General features: G+C 44.3%; 14 protein-coding genes. All 14 read left to right on the top strand.

Annotation, left to right across the window (positions count from 1 at the left end):
* Positions 1 to 15: 15 nt before the first annotated feature.
* A complete protein-coding gene (gene dsrA, locus ACZ42W_RS21780; RefSeq protein WP_464167349.1) occupies positions 16 to 1,209 on the top strand; it encodes a dissimilatory-type sulfite reductase subunit alpha in 1,194 nt (397 codons plus the stop codon).
* Between the two features lie 35 nt (positions 1,210 to 1,244).
* On the top strand, positions 1,245 to 2,303 hold the full coding sequence (gene dsrB, locus ACZ42W_RS21775; protein ID WP_464167348.1) for a dissimilatory-type sulfite reductase subunit beta: 1,059 nt from the start codon (positions 1,245 to 1,247) through the stop codon (positions 2,301 to 2,303).
* Positions 2,304 to 2,341: 38 nt separating this feature from the next.
* Entirely contained in the window at positions 2,342 to 2,563 is a 222-nt protein-coding gene (locus tag ACZ42W_RS21770) for a hypothetical protein (RefSeq protein ID WP_464167347.1), read from the top strand.
* Between the two features lie 150 nt (positions 2,564 to 2,713).
* Positions 2,714 to 3,439: a respiratory nitrate reductase subunit gamma gene (locus ACZ42W_RS21765; protein ID WP_464167346.1), complete on the top strand. Its 726-nt coding sequence runs from the start codon at positions 2,714 to 2,716 to the stop codon at positions 3,437 to 3,439.
* Complete coding sequence (gene dsrK / locus ACZ42W_RS21760; RefSeq protein WP_464167345.1) at positions 3,436 to 4,776, top strand: sulfate reduction electron transfer complex DsrMKJOP subunit DsrK; 1,341 nt, start codon at positions 3,436 to 3,438, stop codon at positions 4,774 to 4,776. The genes ACZ42W_RS21765 and dsrK overlap by 4 nt, the downstream gene beginning before the upstream one ends.
* 47 nt (positions 4,777 to 4,823) lie before the next feature.
* The gene (locus ACZ42W_RS21755) at positions 4,824 to 5,141 is read left to right on the top strand and encodes a TusE/DsrC/DsvC family sulfur relay protein (RefSeq protein ID WP_464167344.1); all 318 of its coding nucleotides are present in this window, start codon (positions 4,824 to 4,826) and stop codon (positions 5,139 to 5,141) included.
* An 81-nt stretch (positions 5,142 to 5,222) separates the two neighbouring features.
* Positions 5,223 to 6,680 carry a cobyrinate a,c-diamide synthase gene (locus tag ACZ42W_RS21750; protein WP_464171134.1) on the top strand — a complete coding sequence of 486 codons (1,458 nt, stop codon included), beginning with the start codon at positions 5,223 to 5,225 and terminating at the stop codon, positions 6,678 to 6,680.
* 243 nt (positions 6,681 to 6,923) lie between these two features.
* The gene (locus ACZ42W_RS21745; protein ID WP_464167343.1) at positions 6,924 to 8,276 is read left to right on the top strand and encodes a YeiH family protein; all 1,353 of its coding nucleotides are present in this window, start codon (positions 6,924 to 6,926) and stop codon (positions 8,274 to 8,276) included.
* 166 nt (positions 8,277 to 8,442) lie between these two features.
* Complete coding sequence (locus ACZ42W_RS21740) at positions 8,443 to 8,811, top strand: hypothetical protein (RefSeq protein ID WP_464167342.1); 369 nt, start codon at positions 8,443 to 8,445, stop codon at positions 8,809 to 8,811.
* Positions 8,812 to 8,889: 78 nt separating this feature from the next.
* Entirely contained in the window at positions 8,890 to 9,846 is a 957-nt protein-coding gene (locus ACZ42W_RS21735; protein WP_464167341.1) for a LysR family transcriptional regulator, read from the top strand.
* Positions 9,847 to 9,889: 43 nt separating this feature from the next.
* Entirely contained in the window at positions 9,890 to 10,732 is an 843-nt protein-coding gene (locus ACZ42W_RS21730; RefSeq protein WP_464167340.1) for a nitrilase family protein, read from the top strand.
* A 274-nt stretch (positions 10,733 to 11,006) separates the two neighbouring features.
* Positions 11,007 to 11,471 (top strand): transcriptional regulator NrdR, encoded by a 465-nt coding sequence (nrdR, locus tag ACZ42W_RS21725; RefSeq protein WP_464167339.1) that lies wholly within the window; start codon positions 11,007 to 11,009, stop codon positions 11,469 to 11,471.
* A gap of 271 nt (positions 11,472 to 11,742) precedes the next feature.
* Entirely contained in the window at positions 11,743 to 14,139 is a 2,397-nt protein-coding gene (locus ACZ42W_RS21720) for a vitamin B12-dependent ribonucleotide reductase (RefSeq protein WP_464167338.1), read from the top strand.
* An 870-nt stretch (positions 14,140 to 15,009) separates the two neighbouring features.
* On the top strand, positions 15,010 to 16,779 hold the full coding sequence (locus tag ACZ42W_RS21715; protein ID WP_464167337.1) for an ATP-dependent nuclease: 1,770 nt from the start codon (positions 15,010 to 15,012) through the stop codon (positions 16,777 to 16,779).
* The last annotated feature ends 19 nt before the right edge of the window (positions 16,780 to 16,798 follow it).

Below are 16,798 nucleotides of genomic sequence, written 5' to 3'. Positions count from 1 at the left end.
AATGGAGGTAGTGCCATGACTGAAAAGAAAACGCCGCTACTGGACGAACTACAAAAGGGACAGTGGCCCAGTTTCGTGACGGAAATCAAGAAGGCTGCTGTGAAAAATGCGGCTGCCAATGATTTGCTGCATCTCTTGGAGAGATCCTATGAAGAGCGCAAAGGACACTGGAAACACGGTGGTATCGTGGGAGTCAAAGGTTATGGTGGTGGCGTTATCGGGCGCTATACCGATCTTCCCGAAGAATTTCCGAACCTCGCTGAATTCCATACCATGCGTATCAATCAACCCTCGGGTTGGTTTTATGACACGAAAGCCCTCCGTAGCATATGTGATATTTGGGAGAAACATGGATCAGGGTTAACCAACTTCCACGGCGCAACCGGGGACGCCATCATGCTTGGGATGAAAACCGAACATATTCAACCCGCGTTTGATGAGTTTAGTGAAGCAGGCTTTGACCTTGGCGGATCGGGTTCAGACTTAAGAACCCCAAGCTGTTGCGTAGGACCTGCTCGTTGCGAGCACGCTTGCTATGATACTTTGGAGGCTTGCCATAACATCACGAACGCCTTCCAAGATGAGCTTCATCGCCCTATGTGGCCTTATAAATTCAAGTTCAAATTCTCTGGTTGTGCTAACGACTGTACCGCTTCAATCGCTCGCTCTGACTGCTCGATTATCGGAACTTGGCGAGATAGCTTGAGAATTGACCAAGCCGCAGTTAAGGAATATGCAGAAGCTGGCATGGATATTCAGGACCGCGTCTGTGATAAGTGCCCGACCCGAGCTTTAAAGTTCAACTACGAAACCAAGGAACTTACGGTTATCGCTGAAGATTGCTCACGTTGCATGCACTGCATCAACATCATGCCAAAAGCAATTCAACCGGGCAAAGAAAAGGGTGCAACTATTCTTCTCGGTGGAAAATCCACCATCGTTCAATCCGCTTTCATGGCTTGGGTCATTGTTCCCTTCATGAAAATGGAAAGCGAAGACGATTATGCTGAGTTCAAGGACCTTGCTAATCGCATATGGGAATGGTGGGATGAGAATGGTAAGACCCGTGAGCGTATCGGGGAAACGATTTATCGCTTAGGGATGGGGAATTTCCTTCGTGGTGTAGGTCTTCCTCCGGTACCACAGATGGTCTTCCGCCCGCGTGCTAATCCCTATGTCTTCTGGCCACAGGATGAGATTATAAAGTAAATTAAAATTCTAACGAATCGAGAGGTGGATATTTGATGGCTAAGATTGATCAAGGACCTCCGTATTATAAGGAAATGCTTCCCCCGGTAATTCTTGAAAACTATGGGAAATGGAAGTATCACGAAATTCCCCGTCCCGGTGTATTAAGACACGTCTCGGAGAACGGTGCAGCGCTTTACAGTGTCCGCGTCGGTTCCCCTCGCTTAATCAGCATTGACTTCGTCCGTGAATTGTGCGATCTCGCGGACGAGTATTGTGATGGATTCCTTCGCTTTACTTCACGTCATAACGTGGAATTCCTTCTCTCCGATGAGAGCAAAGTAGAAGCCTTGATTAAAGCGGTTGAAGCTAAAGGTCTCCCCGTAGGGGGGACTGGCGCCTCCATTAGTAATGTCGTACACACCCAAGGATGGGTACACTGCCACACTCCAGCTACGGATGCATCGGGTGTCGTAAAAGCAGTCATGGATGATCTTTATGAGTACTTCGGATCTATGAAGCTTCCTGCAAAACTTAAAGTCGGTCTAGCTTGTTGTTTGAATATGTGTGGAGCAGCACACTGCAGTGACATCGCAATCGTCGGTGTTCACCGGACACCTCCTCGCATTAACGACGAGAAAATCCAGAAGGGCACTGAGATTCCTAGCCTCGTAGCAAGCTGCCCGACAGGTGCGATTCGTCCGAATCCAAAAACTAAGAGTGTTATCGTTAACGAAGAAAAATGTATGTACTGTGGAAACTGTTATACCATGTCCCCTGGTATGGAAATCGCCGATCCTAAGAACGATGGTTGCGCGATTCTTGTCGGAGGAAAAACCTCCAATGCTCGTACTGCGCCAAGCTTCTCCCGTATGGTTATCCCCTTTCTCCCAAATAATGCACCACGTTGGCCTGAAGTAACAACAGCCATTCGCCACATTGTTGAAGTTTGGATGGCTAATGCCCGCCAAGGCGAGCGTATGGGCGAGTGGATTGAGCGGATTGGTTGGGAGCGCTTCTTCAGCCTTACTGAAATTCCTTTCTCAGACAAGCTTATCGACGATTACATCTTCTCAAGAGAGACCTTCCGTACTTCCGCAGCCTTCAAATATTAATCTTAAGCGAGCTGCTTAAAGAAAGGGGACAAAGCCACATGGAAAAAGGGCCTGCTAACCCCGAAGTTAAACAAAAAGTAGTTGCTTTCTTAGAGACCGTTCAGAAAGCGAAAAGTAAGGAGATTGCAGCAGCAATCGGTGAAAAGAAATCTGACGTTGATCTAGCTGTCAAAGATCTCGCGATGGAGGATGTCGTAGAGTATCTCTACATTACAACCACCTTTATCGCACTCAAAGGAAAAGTTGGAGCTCCAGAATAAAATCTCGACCCACTACTCATTGGAGCATTGAAAGTGTGGAGAGCCCTGGGTCTATAAGGTTTAGGTCTCTCCCTCTGAACTCAAATTTCATTCCAACTCCAGCTCTGTGCTATGTAAACAATCAAAAATGTGATTTGGAGGTAGGGAATAATGAGCGTTCTCTTCGGGTGGGTTCTACCCTATATTGTACTTATTGTTTTTCTAGGCGGGATGATCCACCGCATGCTGGTCTGGGCTCATGTCCCGGTTCCTTTCAAACTCACGGTGTTTCCTAGCCTAGACACAACGGGTGGGGCAGTCGCAGACCTGGCCAAGGAAGCAATTGGGTTCCGAAGCCTCTGGAGAGGGAAAAAGGGGTTATGGTTTATGTCCTGGCTATTCCATATCTCTCTCGCCTTTATCATCATTGGACATTTTTTTGGAATAGGGCTTCTCGGCCAGCAGTTTACCATATTTGGCGTATCAACTGAACAAAGTGAGCATTTATCTGTCCTTATGGGGACTTATGCGGGTGTTGCTTTAGTACTCGGGCTACTGATGTTAACTATCCGTCGAATCAGTTCGCCCACTGTACGATTTATTTCAAACTTTGCAGATTATCTAGTGCTCCTTCTGCTTATCGGAATCGCTGGAAGTGGAATGTACATGCGGTGGTTTGCAGAAATTCCTTATAGCGTGGTTCAGGAGTACCTTGTGGGCCTTCTAACATTACATCCAATCGCATCGCCTAATCATCCAGCATTTATGTTCCATCTTACTTTGGTCGAACTCCTTCTTTTGTACTTCCCATCCTCTAAGCTTATGCATTCCTGCGGGATCTTCTTCAGTCGCTGGTTGATCACACGCCCACATGAAAGACAGGTGATTCTTAAATGAGTGAGCAAGTGCGAATCCCCTTTGAGGCAAAGGATATTAGCCACATGAACCTCTCCGTTGTACCGACGGAAGATCGTCCTAAAGCGGCCTTAGAGATTCTAGGGGAAATGCTAAAGTATAAACGCTCCTTAAGATTATACCTGGATGTCTGTACGCATTGTGGGGCCTGTGCAGAGCAATGTCACTCTTATCTCGGGACTAAGGATCCTTACAACATGCCGGTTGCTCGAGTGGACCTCGTTCGCCGGGTGTACAAGAAGGTTTTTGCTCCAGGTCATTCGGTCTTTCGTGCGTGGGATGGAGCTAAAGACATCGACCAAGAAACGATTGATCTATGGTATAAATACTTCTACCAATGCAATCAATGCCGACGCTGTGCGGTCTACTGTCCCAAAGGAATCGATACTGCAGAGGTAACCATTGCGATGCGTGAGCTCTTGGCTCATCTTGGTCTCGTACCTAAGTTCCATGCAGGTATTACGAAGAACATGAAGAACACCGGAAACAACATGGGAACGCCCCTTCCGGCTATTCTCGATGGAATAGAGTTTCTTGAAGAAGAGTTAAAAGAAGAGACGGGATTAGACATTCCCATCCCTGTGGATAAAAAGGGCGCCGAAATACTTTTTAACCCCTCCTCGTCCGATCTCTTCACGAATACGGATGGAATGATGGCGGTTGCTAAGATTTTCTACAGTGCAGGTATCTCTTGGACCTTAAGTTCTAGAATCGCGGAAACGGCAAACTTTGGACTGTTCTTCCACGAGCCTACGATGCGTGAACACAATCGTAAGCTCATGGAGGCAGGGAAGGAACTTGGAGTCCAGAGAATTGTGGCCGGTGAGTGCGGTCATGGTTGGAGAACCTGGCGGATGTTTACTGATACTATCAATGGGCCGTTACCTTTCCCGGTAGTTCATCTCTTTGAAGAGGTGCTTGCGTATATGAGGGAAGGACGGATTCAGTTCGATAAGAGCAAAAACCCTGAAGTGGTTACCTATCATGATCCTTGTAACTACTCCAGAGGTGGAAATCTTATTGAACAGCCTCGTGAAATCCTTCGCGCCTGTGTCGAGAATTTTATTGAGATGACTCCGACAGCCCAGTATTCCTACTGCTGTGGGGGTGGATCAGGAATCTTGATGGATGAGGCCATGGAACTCCGAATGGCTCTTGGTCAACCGAAGGCAGAATCCGTTAGAGACACGAATGCGGAAATTCTTTGCGCACCGTGCGCGATTTGTAAGGCTCAACTGCCAGTCGTGATGGCTCATCATAAAGTCAATGTGAAAGTTAAGGGACTCAGTGACCTCATGGGAAGAGCCCTAATCTTGTGATGAAGGCATGAAACTGGGAATTAGCATATTTAAGGAGGACGATTAACATGGCAGATTTGAATGTGAATGGCCAAGTGGTTGCACTAGATGAGGACGGTTTTCTTGAGGATTCAGATGTATGGAATGAAGAAATTGCCTTAGCCTTAGCGAAGACTGAAGACGTTGAGGAATTAACTGAAGAACATTGGAAGGTCATATACTATCTTCGTGACTACTTCAAAAAATTTGGAGTTGCTCCAATGGTTCGTAAACTCTGCAAAGAGACCGGCTGTGATTTGAAAACAATCTATGAGCTTTTCCCGAGCGGCCCTGCAAAAGGTGCTTGTAAAATAGCAGGCCTATTAAAACCAACGGGCTGCGTCTGATTCGAGTTTAATGTATTGCCCCGGGTTTATTCCGGGGCGTAGCCCTTGTGGAAACCGATGCAGAAAGGATGGGTTGCGTTGTTGACAACTATAGAGAGGACAGGAGAAAGTAACAAAGTAATTCCTCGTCTGGTCATCGGTGCACCCCAGGGGCGAAGTGGTAAGACGACCTTTACCTTGGGTTTACTCAGAGCCTTATCGAGACAAGGAATCCCGGTCCAACCTTATAAAAAAGGTCCTGATTATATTGATTCAAGTTGGCATACAGCTGCAGCAGGGGTAACCTGTAGGAATCTAGATTCTTTCTTTATGAATAAGAGAGATATCTGTCAATCTATCGCCAAAAACACATCAGAGAAATCGATAGCAATCATCGAAGGCTCGATGGGGCTTTATGATGGATTGGATCTAGCGGGGAGTAGCTCTACTGCGGAAGTAGCAAAGCTTACCCATTCTCCAGTTATCCTCATCGTTGATTCCACACGTATGACAAGAAGCATCGCAGCAATGGTTATGGGTTATCAACATTTCGACCCTGAAGTGAAGATTGCTGGAGTAATCCTCAACAAGGTCGCTCGCCCTCGACATGAACGCATGGCAAGGGAAGCGATAGAGCAATTTTGCCGGATTCCTGTCCTAGGAGCCATCCCTAAGGACGCTGATCTCTCCATCCCTGATCGTCATTTAGGTCTTGTAACAAATGGAGAAATGGTAGAGACCGAGGAATTTATCAATCGGTTGGCTGATATTATTTGTGAACATGCGGATTTGCACAAGATCACAGAGCTAGCACAGGCTGCCCCTGAACTCCCTACAATCGGGTTCGAAGCGAATACAAAGTTATCTACACCGAGAAACTGGACGAGACCCTCCAAAATTGTAGTTTTAAGGGATCAAGCCTTTAGCTTCTACTATCCAGAGAATCTTGAAGCCTTAGCAGAATCTGGTGCAGAGTTAACCTATATCGACAGTATGAAAGCTACAGAACTCCCCCTAGGAATAGATGGACTCTATATCGGCGGGGGTTTCCCTGAGGTCTTTGCCGAACAACTTGAAAAGAATCGGAGCCTTAGAGAAGAAATTCATCTTGCAGCAGAAAATGGTTTGCCTATTTATGCCGAATGTGGTGGGCTCATGTATCTAGGACGCTCGATCCGTACCGGTAAAGGGGAATATAAGATGGTAGGCCTTCTTCCCTTTGATACCCAGATGGAACATAAGCCGCAGGGACACGGATATACAATAATGACCCCGTGCAAGGGGAATGTCTGGTTTGATGAAGCCCAAGTTATAAAAGGACATGAGTTTCACAATTCTCGGGTTATTAATCTCGATGATAATGTCAAATATGCCTTTGAAATAGAAAAAGGTCATGGATTTGATGGGACCCATGATGGTATATGTTATAAAAATGTACTAGCAGCCTATAACCATCTCCATGCTCTCGGCTGTCCCGAATGGGCACAACGTTTTGTCCAAATTTCGTTTAACTATCGTGAAGAGAAGTGGGAACAACGGATTCGTGTCGCCGGGGAATAGCCCTGATTAAGCAGTTCATTAGACGGAGAGACTTTTTCGCTCTATTCCACTGATTTAAGGGGAAAAAGCTCTGTCTTAGTGAAAGAAATCGTTTTCTTAATAGATATGTGAGAAAATGGTTTATATGAAAGTACACTAAGGAGGTGGTGACAAGGAACATTCTGACTCAAGGGATAGATTGTCCCGTGTAACCCTATCAGTGAGTGTAAATTAAACAACACGAACGAAGGAGAGGATATTTCGATGAGCAATGTTTCCACGGCAAAAAAACAAACCACGCCAAACGGTGGTTGGGGAGATCTCTTTAAGAAAGAAGATTACTGGGCAGTATGGCTTGGATTAGGACTTACCTTTGCGGCAATTCTATTGTGGCTATCCGGAAATACGTTCATGAAGTGGATAGCTATTAGCATTCCTTCCTATGATAATCTATCAAAACCTATGGCATACCTCGGAAGCCATCTTGGCGGACTTATTGGCCTCTATGTTTTACTTGCAATAATCTTTGGTTTTGCTCTTAAAGTCCTTGGACACAAAGTAAAGGATTTTCTCATTGGATTTACGATTATATTTGTGCTGTGTGTCGCTGTTTCTGTTTGGGGTTCCTGGAATGTTATGAAGAACCTTAATCTTGAGGCACCTCTCCTTGCGCTTGCGATTGGGCTGATAATCGGTAATCTCATCAAAATGCCAAAATGGATGGATAGCGCACTTCGAACAGAGTTCTTTGTAAAGACGGGTATCGTACTTATGGGTGCTACCCTACCGTTCACTTTGATTATGCAAGCAGGCCCGACTGCTTTCGTGCAAGCAACGATTATTGCAGTCACGACCTACGTCACAATCTACTGGGCTGGCACACGATTCTTTGGCTTGGACAGGCGATTTGCGGCTACTCTCGCTGCGGGTGGATCAATCTGCGGTGTATCCGCTTCTATCGCGATTGGTGGCTCGGTGAAGGCTGAAAAGCAGCATGTATCAATTGCGATTTCCCTCGTTGTTGTTTGGGCTATGGTCATGATCTTTGTACTTCCAATGGCAATTAAGGCTTTTGGTATTCCTTCAGGACCTGCCGGGGCATGGATTGGTACCTCTGAGTTCGCGGATGCTGCCGGTATGGCTGCTGCTGCAGCCATCGATGAACAAGCCATCAAGACCTTTACCCTGATGAAGGTAGTCGGTCGCGATATGTTCGTTGGAATCTGGTGCTTCATCATGGCACTTATTTCCGTTACGAAATGGGAAAAGCGCGAAGATGGTTCTAAGCCTAAGCCAGGAGAGATATGGCAACGTTTCCCGAAATTCGTACTTGGGTTCTTCGCAGCATCCATTATTATCACTTTGTTGGTTTCTAGTTTAGATGCAGTAGGTGCTAAAGCTGCTGATAGTCAAATCATTAGCCCTATAAAAACTCTTAGAGGCTGGGCCTTTAACTTAACCTTCATCTGTATTGGCCTAACTACCCGCTTTAAAGACCTTACATCTGTTGGCTGGAAACCCTTTGCAGCCTTCACCACAGGTGTTCTTGTCAATGTTCCCCTTGGATATATCTTATCCGTTGTGGTTATGGGAGACTACTGGTCTAAGGTTATGTAATTTCGAACTCGTTCGAAAGGATAGCGAAATCCGATATTTGGGCTAAAAGGCAAAATAGGCCTTCCGTAGAGGAAGGTTTTTTGCCATAAGTAGTATTTTTTCTGGTAAAATGAAGAAGGGATTAGTGGATAATTGCACTAACTTTTAAATAAGGGAGAAAAAAGAAATGCATCCAGAAAACGAGACTTGCATTCAACGAGCACGATTTTTCTTCTACTTTTTTGAAATGAAGGATTGGAAACCGGGTGAAAAGCCCCCACTTCAAGAGATCGTAAAGGTCAAAGATGTTAAACCGGAGGCGATTCGGAATCTGAACCGTTTCTTAACAAACCGTCTCGAGCGCATTGCTAGAATGCTCGAGATTCTTACAGAAGTTCACGACGATTGGGCCATTACCGGGTGGAAGGATTATATCCAGGTAGAAACGGAAAGTTTCGATTTTAATGATGCTATTAAAGCACTCAAGGACCAAGGTTTCAAGGATGATGAATTCATACTGAAGGTTGAATACACACGCAAATGGGGCGTTTTATAACCCTTGTAGGCTATGAAGGCTATTCCGCGTTTTGATAGAGTAAACTGGGAAGAACACTGTGTAAGGAGGGTACTGATTGTGTTCGAGCAGCAGTTTTTGGTATTCAAAGAAGTTGCTGAGACGCATAACATTACTTTAGCAGCTAAAAAACTCCATATGAGCCAGCCCAGTATCAGTCTACAGATTCAGAACTTGGAGAACCAATATGGAGCGCGTTTCTTTGATCGAACCAATAAAGGGGTTACCTTAACTAAAGCTGGAGAAGTTTTTTATGATCATACCCTGCAAATCCTCGATACCCTTGCCAATGTGCAGCAACAAGTGAGTGATCTCATCGAGGATCAAAGAGGACTTATCTATCTGGGTGCGACCTTAACTATTGGGGAATATGTATTGCCTAATATTTTAGCTTACCTGTATAAGAATCGCCCCGATGTGGATTTCAAGGTTAAGATAGCTAATACAGAGTCTATCTCACAAGATGTTCTTGAGAAACGAATCCATATTGGATTAATTGAAGGACTTGTACCTAGGCATAAAGAGCTTGTTGTAGAAAATTTCTGGGAAGACGAGCTCGTCGTCGTTGTTCCGTCCTTTCATCCTTGGGCAGCTCGTAATAGTATTACCCTTGCAGAACTTCCACAGGAGAGGTTTATCACCCGAGAGGTGGGTTCAGGAACCCGCAAGGTGATGGAGATGGCCCTTAGAGAAAGAGGATTAGACCCGGCGCAGCTCAATATTTCGATGGAACTTGGGAGTACTCAAGCCATTAAACAAGTCGTATCCGCTGGACTTGGAATTACAATCATTTCATCCTTAACCGTTCGTCGGGAGTGTGATATGAAAATATTCAAAGCCTTAAAAATTCAAGATTCTCCAGTAAGTAGACCTTTGAGAATCTTAACCTTGGCCCAGACCTCCCAAACAAAGGATGAACGATTTTTAATTAATCTGCTACATGACCAGAAGCTCTTATCCGACATATCAAATCGAGATTATTGTAATTCCGAAATTGAAATTGATGATATAGGCTAATCAGCTTGCACTATTAATTCTAAAGACAGAAGGGGAATACGGAATGCAACATGATATTCGAATTGGACTAGCTCAATTCGAATCCAGAGTAGGAGAGGCCGAGCGCAATTTAACTCGGATTACCCACTGGGCTGAAAAGGCAGCACATCAGGGAGTCAGCTTACTCTGTTTTCCAGAAAGTTCGCTTCAGGGCTACTCTCCTCAGGATGCTTTAGAGTTGGGAGATTGCTTGGACAGTATTCCCGTTCGTCGGTTAAGGGAGTGTGCTAAAGACCTTGAAGTAGTTCTACTTGTCGGCATGGTTGAACAGTCAAACTCTAAGGTAAAGCCCTATCTATCCCAGCTCATCGTTTTCCCAAATCGGGAACCGGAAGTATACCGAAAGGTTCATCTCGGACGGAGTGAGCAGGAGCACTTTTCACCAGGGGAGTGCTTTCCAGTATTTGAGGCCTTTGGAGTACGTTTCGCGGTAGGGATTTGTTGGGATTGGCATTTTCCAGAGGTGGCTACCATTTATTCCTTGAAGGGCGCAGAGATTCAGTTTGCACCGCATGCTTCTCCCCTTGTCGCGGGAGACCGTAAAGAGATTTGGCTAAGGTATCTTGGAGCAAGAGCTTATGATAACTCGGTTTACTTAGGGGCATGTAATTTAGTTGGCCCCAATGGAAAAGGAAGAGAGTTTAGTGGGGGTGCATTAGTTATCGGTCCAAAGGGCGACCTTCAGGCCGAGACGTTTGATAGAAAAGAAGAGCTTCTCGTGCACACTCTTTCCGCTGAACGGATTAATCTCTTGCGCACCTCTGATCGTGCTTCGATGCGAGATAGTTTCTTCCTTGCTGATCGCCGTAAGGAGCTGTATCGGGAACTTTTGGAACTTGATGTTTAAAGAATTACTGGAAGGGAGTGAACCCCGTTCTTAAGAGCTATAGAGTGTTTAAGAGGAGCAGAGTCTCCTCTTTTTTCTTTGCAGGACTATTCCGATGAAGAGCAGATTGCCCAAAAGAAGCAAGAAATATTTGGACAACTTCAAGCGAGGGAGTGAGAGGAGGGACGAGGGACATAGGGTGAGAGCAAATACAGAAAAATGACGAAAACGAGTTTGACATACCACATATAGTGTGGTTAAAATAAACAAGACACTAAATGTAGGGGGTGAGAAATTGCATTGCCCGTTCTGTGGGAATGATGATACTAAAGTTATCGAGTCCCGCCAAGTGGATGAAGGGACAGCTGTCCGAAGACGAAGAGAATGCGAGCGGTGTACTCGGCGCTTCACAACCTTTGAAAAGTATGAAGACACCCCACTCATTGTGGTTAAGAAGGATGGACGGCGGATGGAATTTTCCCGGTCCAAACTTAAGGCAGGGATTTTAAGAGCGTGTGAAAAGCGCCCAGTTTCGACCGAACGGATCGAAGAAGTCGTGTACGAGATTGAGAAAAATCTCCGTAACAGTCATGACCGTGAAGTTCCAAGTACAGCAATAGGTGAAGCAGTGATGAATACACTCGTCAAGCTTGATGAAGTGGCCTACATAAGATTCGCCTCCGTCTATCGTGATTTTGAAGATATTCAGCGATTCTTACAGGAACTTCATGAATTAGTTGAAAAAAAGGGAAATTCTTAAGCGGGCAATATGGGTACACCGAAGATATACAGGTTTGACGGATCCTCATTTGTCGCCTAGAATCTTGAAGCTCTTCATTACACTGGAGAGTAGTTCACTCCCTTAGCCCGTGCAAAATAGGCCTATAGACCTATTCTAAAAATTTAGGGATTGCTTCAAAATGAAATAGACAAAAAGAGCGTGCCTACAAGCTGTTAGCCATAATATGTCGAGATCAGTCGGCAGCCTAAGATAAATATTCCGAAACAAGAAGAGAAAGTTGGGGATTTTGTTGAGTTTCCAAGAATCAGCTCCTAAAAGTTGGGTTAAAGCCAACCTTGCACCAAATGCCAGAGTAGTCCTGGAGAAACGCTATCTTAAGCAGGAGAATGGAAAAGTAACCGAGAGCCCGGAAGATATGTTTCATAGAGTATCCTCCGTAATCGCTCAAGTGGAAGAGAAATTCGGCAAAGGGAAAAAAGAAGTCAAGGAATTAGCGAAAGAGTTCTATGAGATGATGGCTAAGCTTGAATTCATGCCGAACTCCCCGACCTTGATGAATGCAGGACGTGACCTTGGTCAGCTTAGCGCCTGCTTTGTCCTACCTGTGGAAGATAGTATGGAAAAAATCTTCGATGCAATTAAGTATGCAGCGATTATTCATAAATCCGGTGGGGGAACAGGTTTTAGCTTCTCTCGCCTGCGCCCAAAAAATAGCACAGTACGCTCAACGGGTGGAGTAGCTTCCGGACCGGTTTCCTTTATGAAGGTTTTTAATGCCGCTACAGAAGCTGTGAAACAAGGCGGAACCCGCCGCGGTGCCAACATGGGGATTCTCCGAGTGGATCATCCGGACATTCTGGAGTTCATCACCTGTAAAGAAAATAATAAAGAAATCACCAACTTTAATATTTCGGTCGGAATCACAGAAGAGTTCATGAATGCGGTAAAAGAGGGACGAGAGTACGACCTGGTTGATCCGCATACGCAAGAAGCCGTTGGGAAGCTTTCTGCTCCAGAAGTATTTAATATGATCGTTGATCATGCTTGGAAAAATGGAGAGCCAGGAATCGTCTTCCTCGAGCGTCTGAATCGGGATAACCCAACCCCACAACTTGGAGAGATTGAGGCAACCAATCCCTGTGGTGAGCAACCACTCCTCCCGAACGAGGCATGTAACTTAGGCTCCATTAATCTAAAACTCATGGTGACTGAGAAGGATGGAAAAGCGGTTATCAACTGGGAGCGACTAAGCTATGTTACCCGTATGTCGATTCGTTTCCTTGATAATGTCATCGAAGCGAATACCTATCCCCTTCCGATGATTGAGGAGATGGTCAAAGGAAATCGTAAGATCGGACTTGGAGTCATGGGTTTTGCTGATATGCTCATTCTTCTTCAAGCCTCCTATGCTTCTGAAGATGCAGTCGAGTATGCCGAAAAGATCATGAAGTTCATTCAGACAGAGGCTCGCTTGGAGTCTCAGCGTCTAGCAGAAGAGCGGGGTACCTTCCCGAACTATAAGGGTTCAATCTATGATGGTGTTCGTGAACTCCGGAATGCAACCCTGACCACCATTGCTCCGACTGGAACGATTTCTATGATCTGTGGTGCCTCAAGTGGAGTAGAGCCTCTCTTTGCTGTTGCATATACGAAAACCGTAATGGATGGGACTTCCCTTATCGAGGTTAATCCCATTTTTGAAAGTCTAGCCGATGAGTTCGGCTTCCACTCCCCCGAGCTCATGAAGAAGATTGCAGATAAAGGCACAGTGCTCGGTATCCCAGAAGTTCCGAACTGGGTACAAGAAGTATTTGTCACCGCCCAAGAGATAGCGCCAGAATGGCATATTCGGATTCAGGCAGCTTTCCAAAAGTACACAGATAACGCGGTATCGAAGACCATTAACTTTGCAAATTCCGCCACGCATGAAGAGATTGCCAAGGCCTATGAATTAGCGTATGACCTTAACTGCAAAGGCTTAACTGTATATCGTGATGGAAGTCGGGAAGAGCAAGTGCTCTCAACAGGAACATCGGCTGCCCAAAAGGCCAAAGAAGCCACTTCTTCTCAAGGAACCGATGGACAAGCTCCTGCTAGCGAAGGAATTGCTCCGAAAGTTCCCTTCATACCTGAAGTCAATACCGTTATTCCTCGTCCACGTCCGACCACTACCTTGGGAGTAACGGAGAAAATCAAGATTGGCTGTGGTAACTTATATGTCAGCGTCATGGCCGATGAGAAAGGAATCTGCGAGGTCTTCACGAATACTGGACGTGCAGGAGGCTGCTCCTCTCAATCTGAGGCAACTGCTCGCCTAATCTCTATTGCCCTGCGTTCTGGTTTATCTGTGGATGCAATTATCGAGCAAGTGAAAGGGATTCGTTGCCCCGCTTGTATCCGTCGTGAAGGGGTAAAGGTTACTTCTTGCCCAGATGCGATTGCCCGCGTGATTAAAGATCATATGGAATTGGGTAAGTCGAAGGAGAATGGCCTCGTCCTCTCCCAGACTCAGAAGGAAGATACAGCAGAAAAACCCGTTCAATCGAAGAGTGCTGCAATCTCTGGGATTCAAAAGACACGTACCATCGTAGCGGAGGAAAATGCCTGCCCAGAGTGTGGTATGTCCATCAATCATGAAAGTGGTTGTGTCGTATGTACGCATTGTGGATATTCTAAGTGCGGTTAATTAAATGTTCTTACAAAATAAAGTTCTTAAATAAAAAATAAAGTTGTTAATTTCTTTGCCCAAATAAATGTTTTATGATAATAAAGTCTGTCACCGGATAATAAAGTTTGCCACTGAATAATAAAGTGTGTCACTATATAATAAAGTCAATCACTTGTTTTTGGGAATTAACTTAATCGACATCTATGCCAATAGCTGAAATTTACGGTTATTGGCTCTTTTTTATTGTTTAATTTTAAAGCTTTTCTTGAGTTCCTTGATTTAGCGATAGCAACGGCATTCCCAACAATTACAAATCGATCCAAAAATGAAATTATCACTCGAAGTTTAAATTTGGCATTAGTTAAGCAGGAATTGCCAGACTACAAAATATTAAAGAAACGGAATCCTATAATATTTTCAACCGAGAATATTGCTCCTGAATTGATACCGAATCAACCAGAGGTTAACTTGACCATTTTATCACCAGCTGAAATTCAGAATAAGGCAGATATTGAAGGTGATTATTTATACTTACGGTATACCCAGCTGCGAATTGGAACATTAATATCGACAGTATCGTTAGATAACGTGTGGGTTCGCTAAAAGACTCTAAAACTTTTTATTTAAGTGGTGGAGGATTAAAACTTAGGTATTACAACTTATTCGGATTTTGGATTCAAAGCCCGTATATTGGAAGATGGATCTCTTAAGCTAGACCACAGCACATAACGATAGATTCCCGCAAGGGTGCCAGATGTTAAAAGTTTGGGGAAGGTTCAGGCACCACATCCCCCCCGCCTAAGATAAGAGCTATCTAAGGCGGTGGGACGTCGGGAATCCGGAACGTTAGGTGAAACGGCTTACAGTTAGATGTGAGGAGAAGGTAGAATGATTTCTTCAGTTCAGTTTAAGAATTTTAAATCATTAGAAAATTTTTCTGTGTCATTACAACAGATGAACGTATTAGTAGGGACAAACAATGCAGGTAAATCAACTATCCTTGATGCGTTTCGAATATTAAACGGTGCATATAGATATGCATCTAGATTAAAGCCACAATTATTGGAGGTCCCAGGTATTGGAACAACCTATGGCTACATAATCCCAGAGTCCAGTATTCCAATTGCTCTCGAGAATGTCCACTTTAATTACGAAGATAATCCTACAACAATTACTTACCGCTTTGAAGGCGGAAACAAATTGCATATTGGTTTTCATAAGGACAAGCCTATTTACCTGTACTTCAATACGGCGGGTACTCAAGTAAAGACACCAGCTGCATTTAGAAGCCAATTTCCATTAGAGCTTGCTATTGTTCCAACTCTTGGACCGCTTGAATACGAAGAAGAAATTCATGATAAGGGATATGTTTCTAGATGGGGTAGGAGTCATAGAGCACCAAGACTTTTTAGAAACATATGGTACCTTGGTGACAGTGATTTTGAACAATTTAGGGGTCTTGTGGAGTCAACTTGGCCGGGAATGAGCATTACCCCTCCGGAACCAAAATCAATAATGGATAGAAGTCTTAATATGTTTTTTTTAGAAAATAGACTATCTAGGGAAGTATTTTGGGCCGGCTACGGTTTCCAAATATGGTTACAGCTACTTACTCACATTGTGAAGGCCAAGAAGGCCGACATATTAGTCGTTGATGAACCTGAGATATATTTACATCCAGATTTACAACGTAAAATCATTGATATCTTAAGAGAGATGGGACCCAAAGTTCTTATAGCGACTCACTCAGTAGAAATAATTAACGAAGTTGACCCCAAGGAAGTATTGGTTATAAACAAGTCAAAAAAATCTGCACAAAGATTGTCTACCCTTGTGGACCTTCAACGTGCAGTAAACATTTTGGGTTCATCTCAAAATATCCATTTAACAAGATTAGCAAGAGGAAAGAAAGTCTTGTTTGTTGAGGGCAAAGATGAAAAGTATCTTTCTAAGTTTGCGACAATTAGTGGTTATCAAAATCTTTTTGATGGGGAAATCACCATAGTTCCTATTGGTGGCTTTTCTCAGTGGGATCGTATTTTACATGCAGAATGGGCATTTAGCGGAGTATTAGGAGAAAATATATTAATTGGGGCTTTACTTGACAGGGATTATAGATGTAACGAACAAATTAACGAGTTTAGTGAAAAAATGGAAAAGCAGATTACGCTTTGTCATGTACTGGCCAGAAAAGAAATTGAAAACTATTTGCTTATCCCAAGTGCCCTAGACCGAGCCATAAAAGCAAGGCTTAAGGTCCGACATTCGTTCGAAAAAATTCCAGTTATCCCAGACTTTAATATCGATGAAATATTGACGGAAGTCACAGAAAGCTTTAAAGAACAAGTCTTTGGTCAGACGGTTTCAAATGAAATAGTTTATTTCCATAATAAGGGTTTGGACACGGCTACAATTGCTGCAGGTAGCCTAATGACCTTTGAGACAAAATGGAAAGACTTGAAACAAAGGTTATGTATTGTTCCAGGTAAAGCTGTAATGTCTGCACTTAACGAATATTTACAGGATAAATGGGGGATCTCCATAACGCCTGGTCAAATATGCAATTACACAGATGCATCCCAAATTGATTCTGATTTAATAACCTTTTTTGACAAGCTAAAGACGTTCCGCACGCCTGAAGCTGTTGCAGCGCGATAAACCTGTGGCAAATACTCTA

This window comes from Desulfitobacterium elongatum, assembly GCF_055378975.1.
The sequence above is the reverse complement of the archived record's forward strand: the minus strand, read 5'-3'. Positions and strand labels throughout refer to the sequence as shown.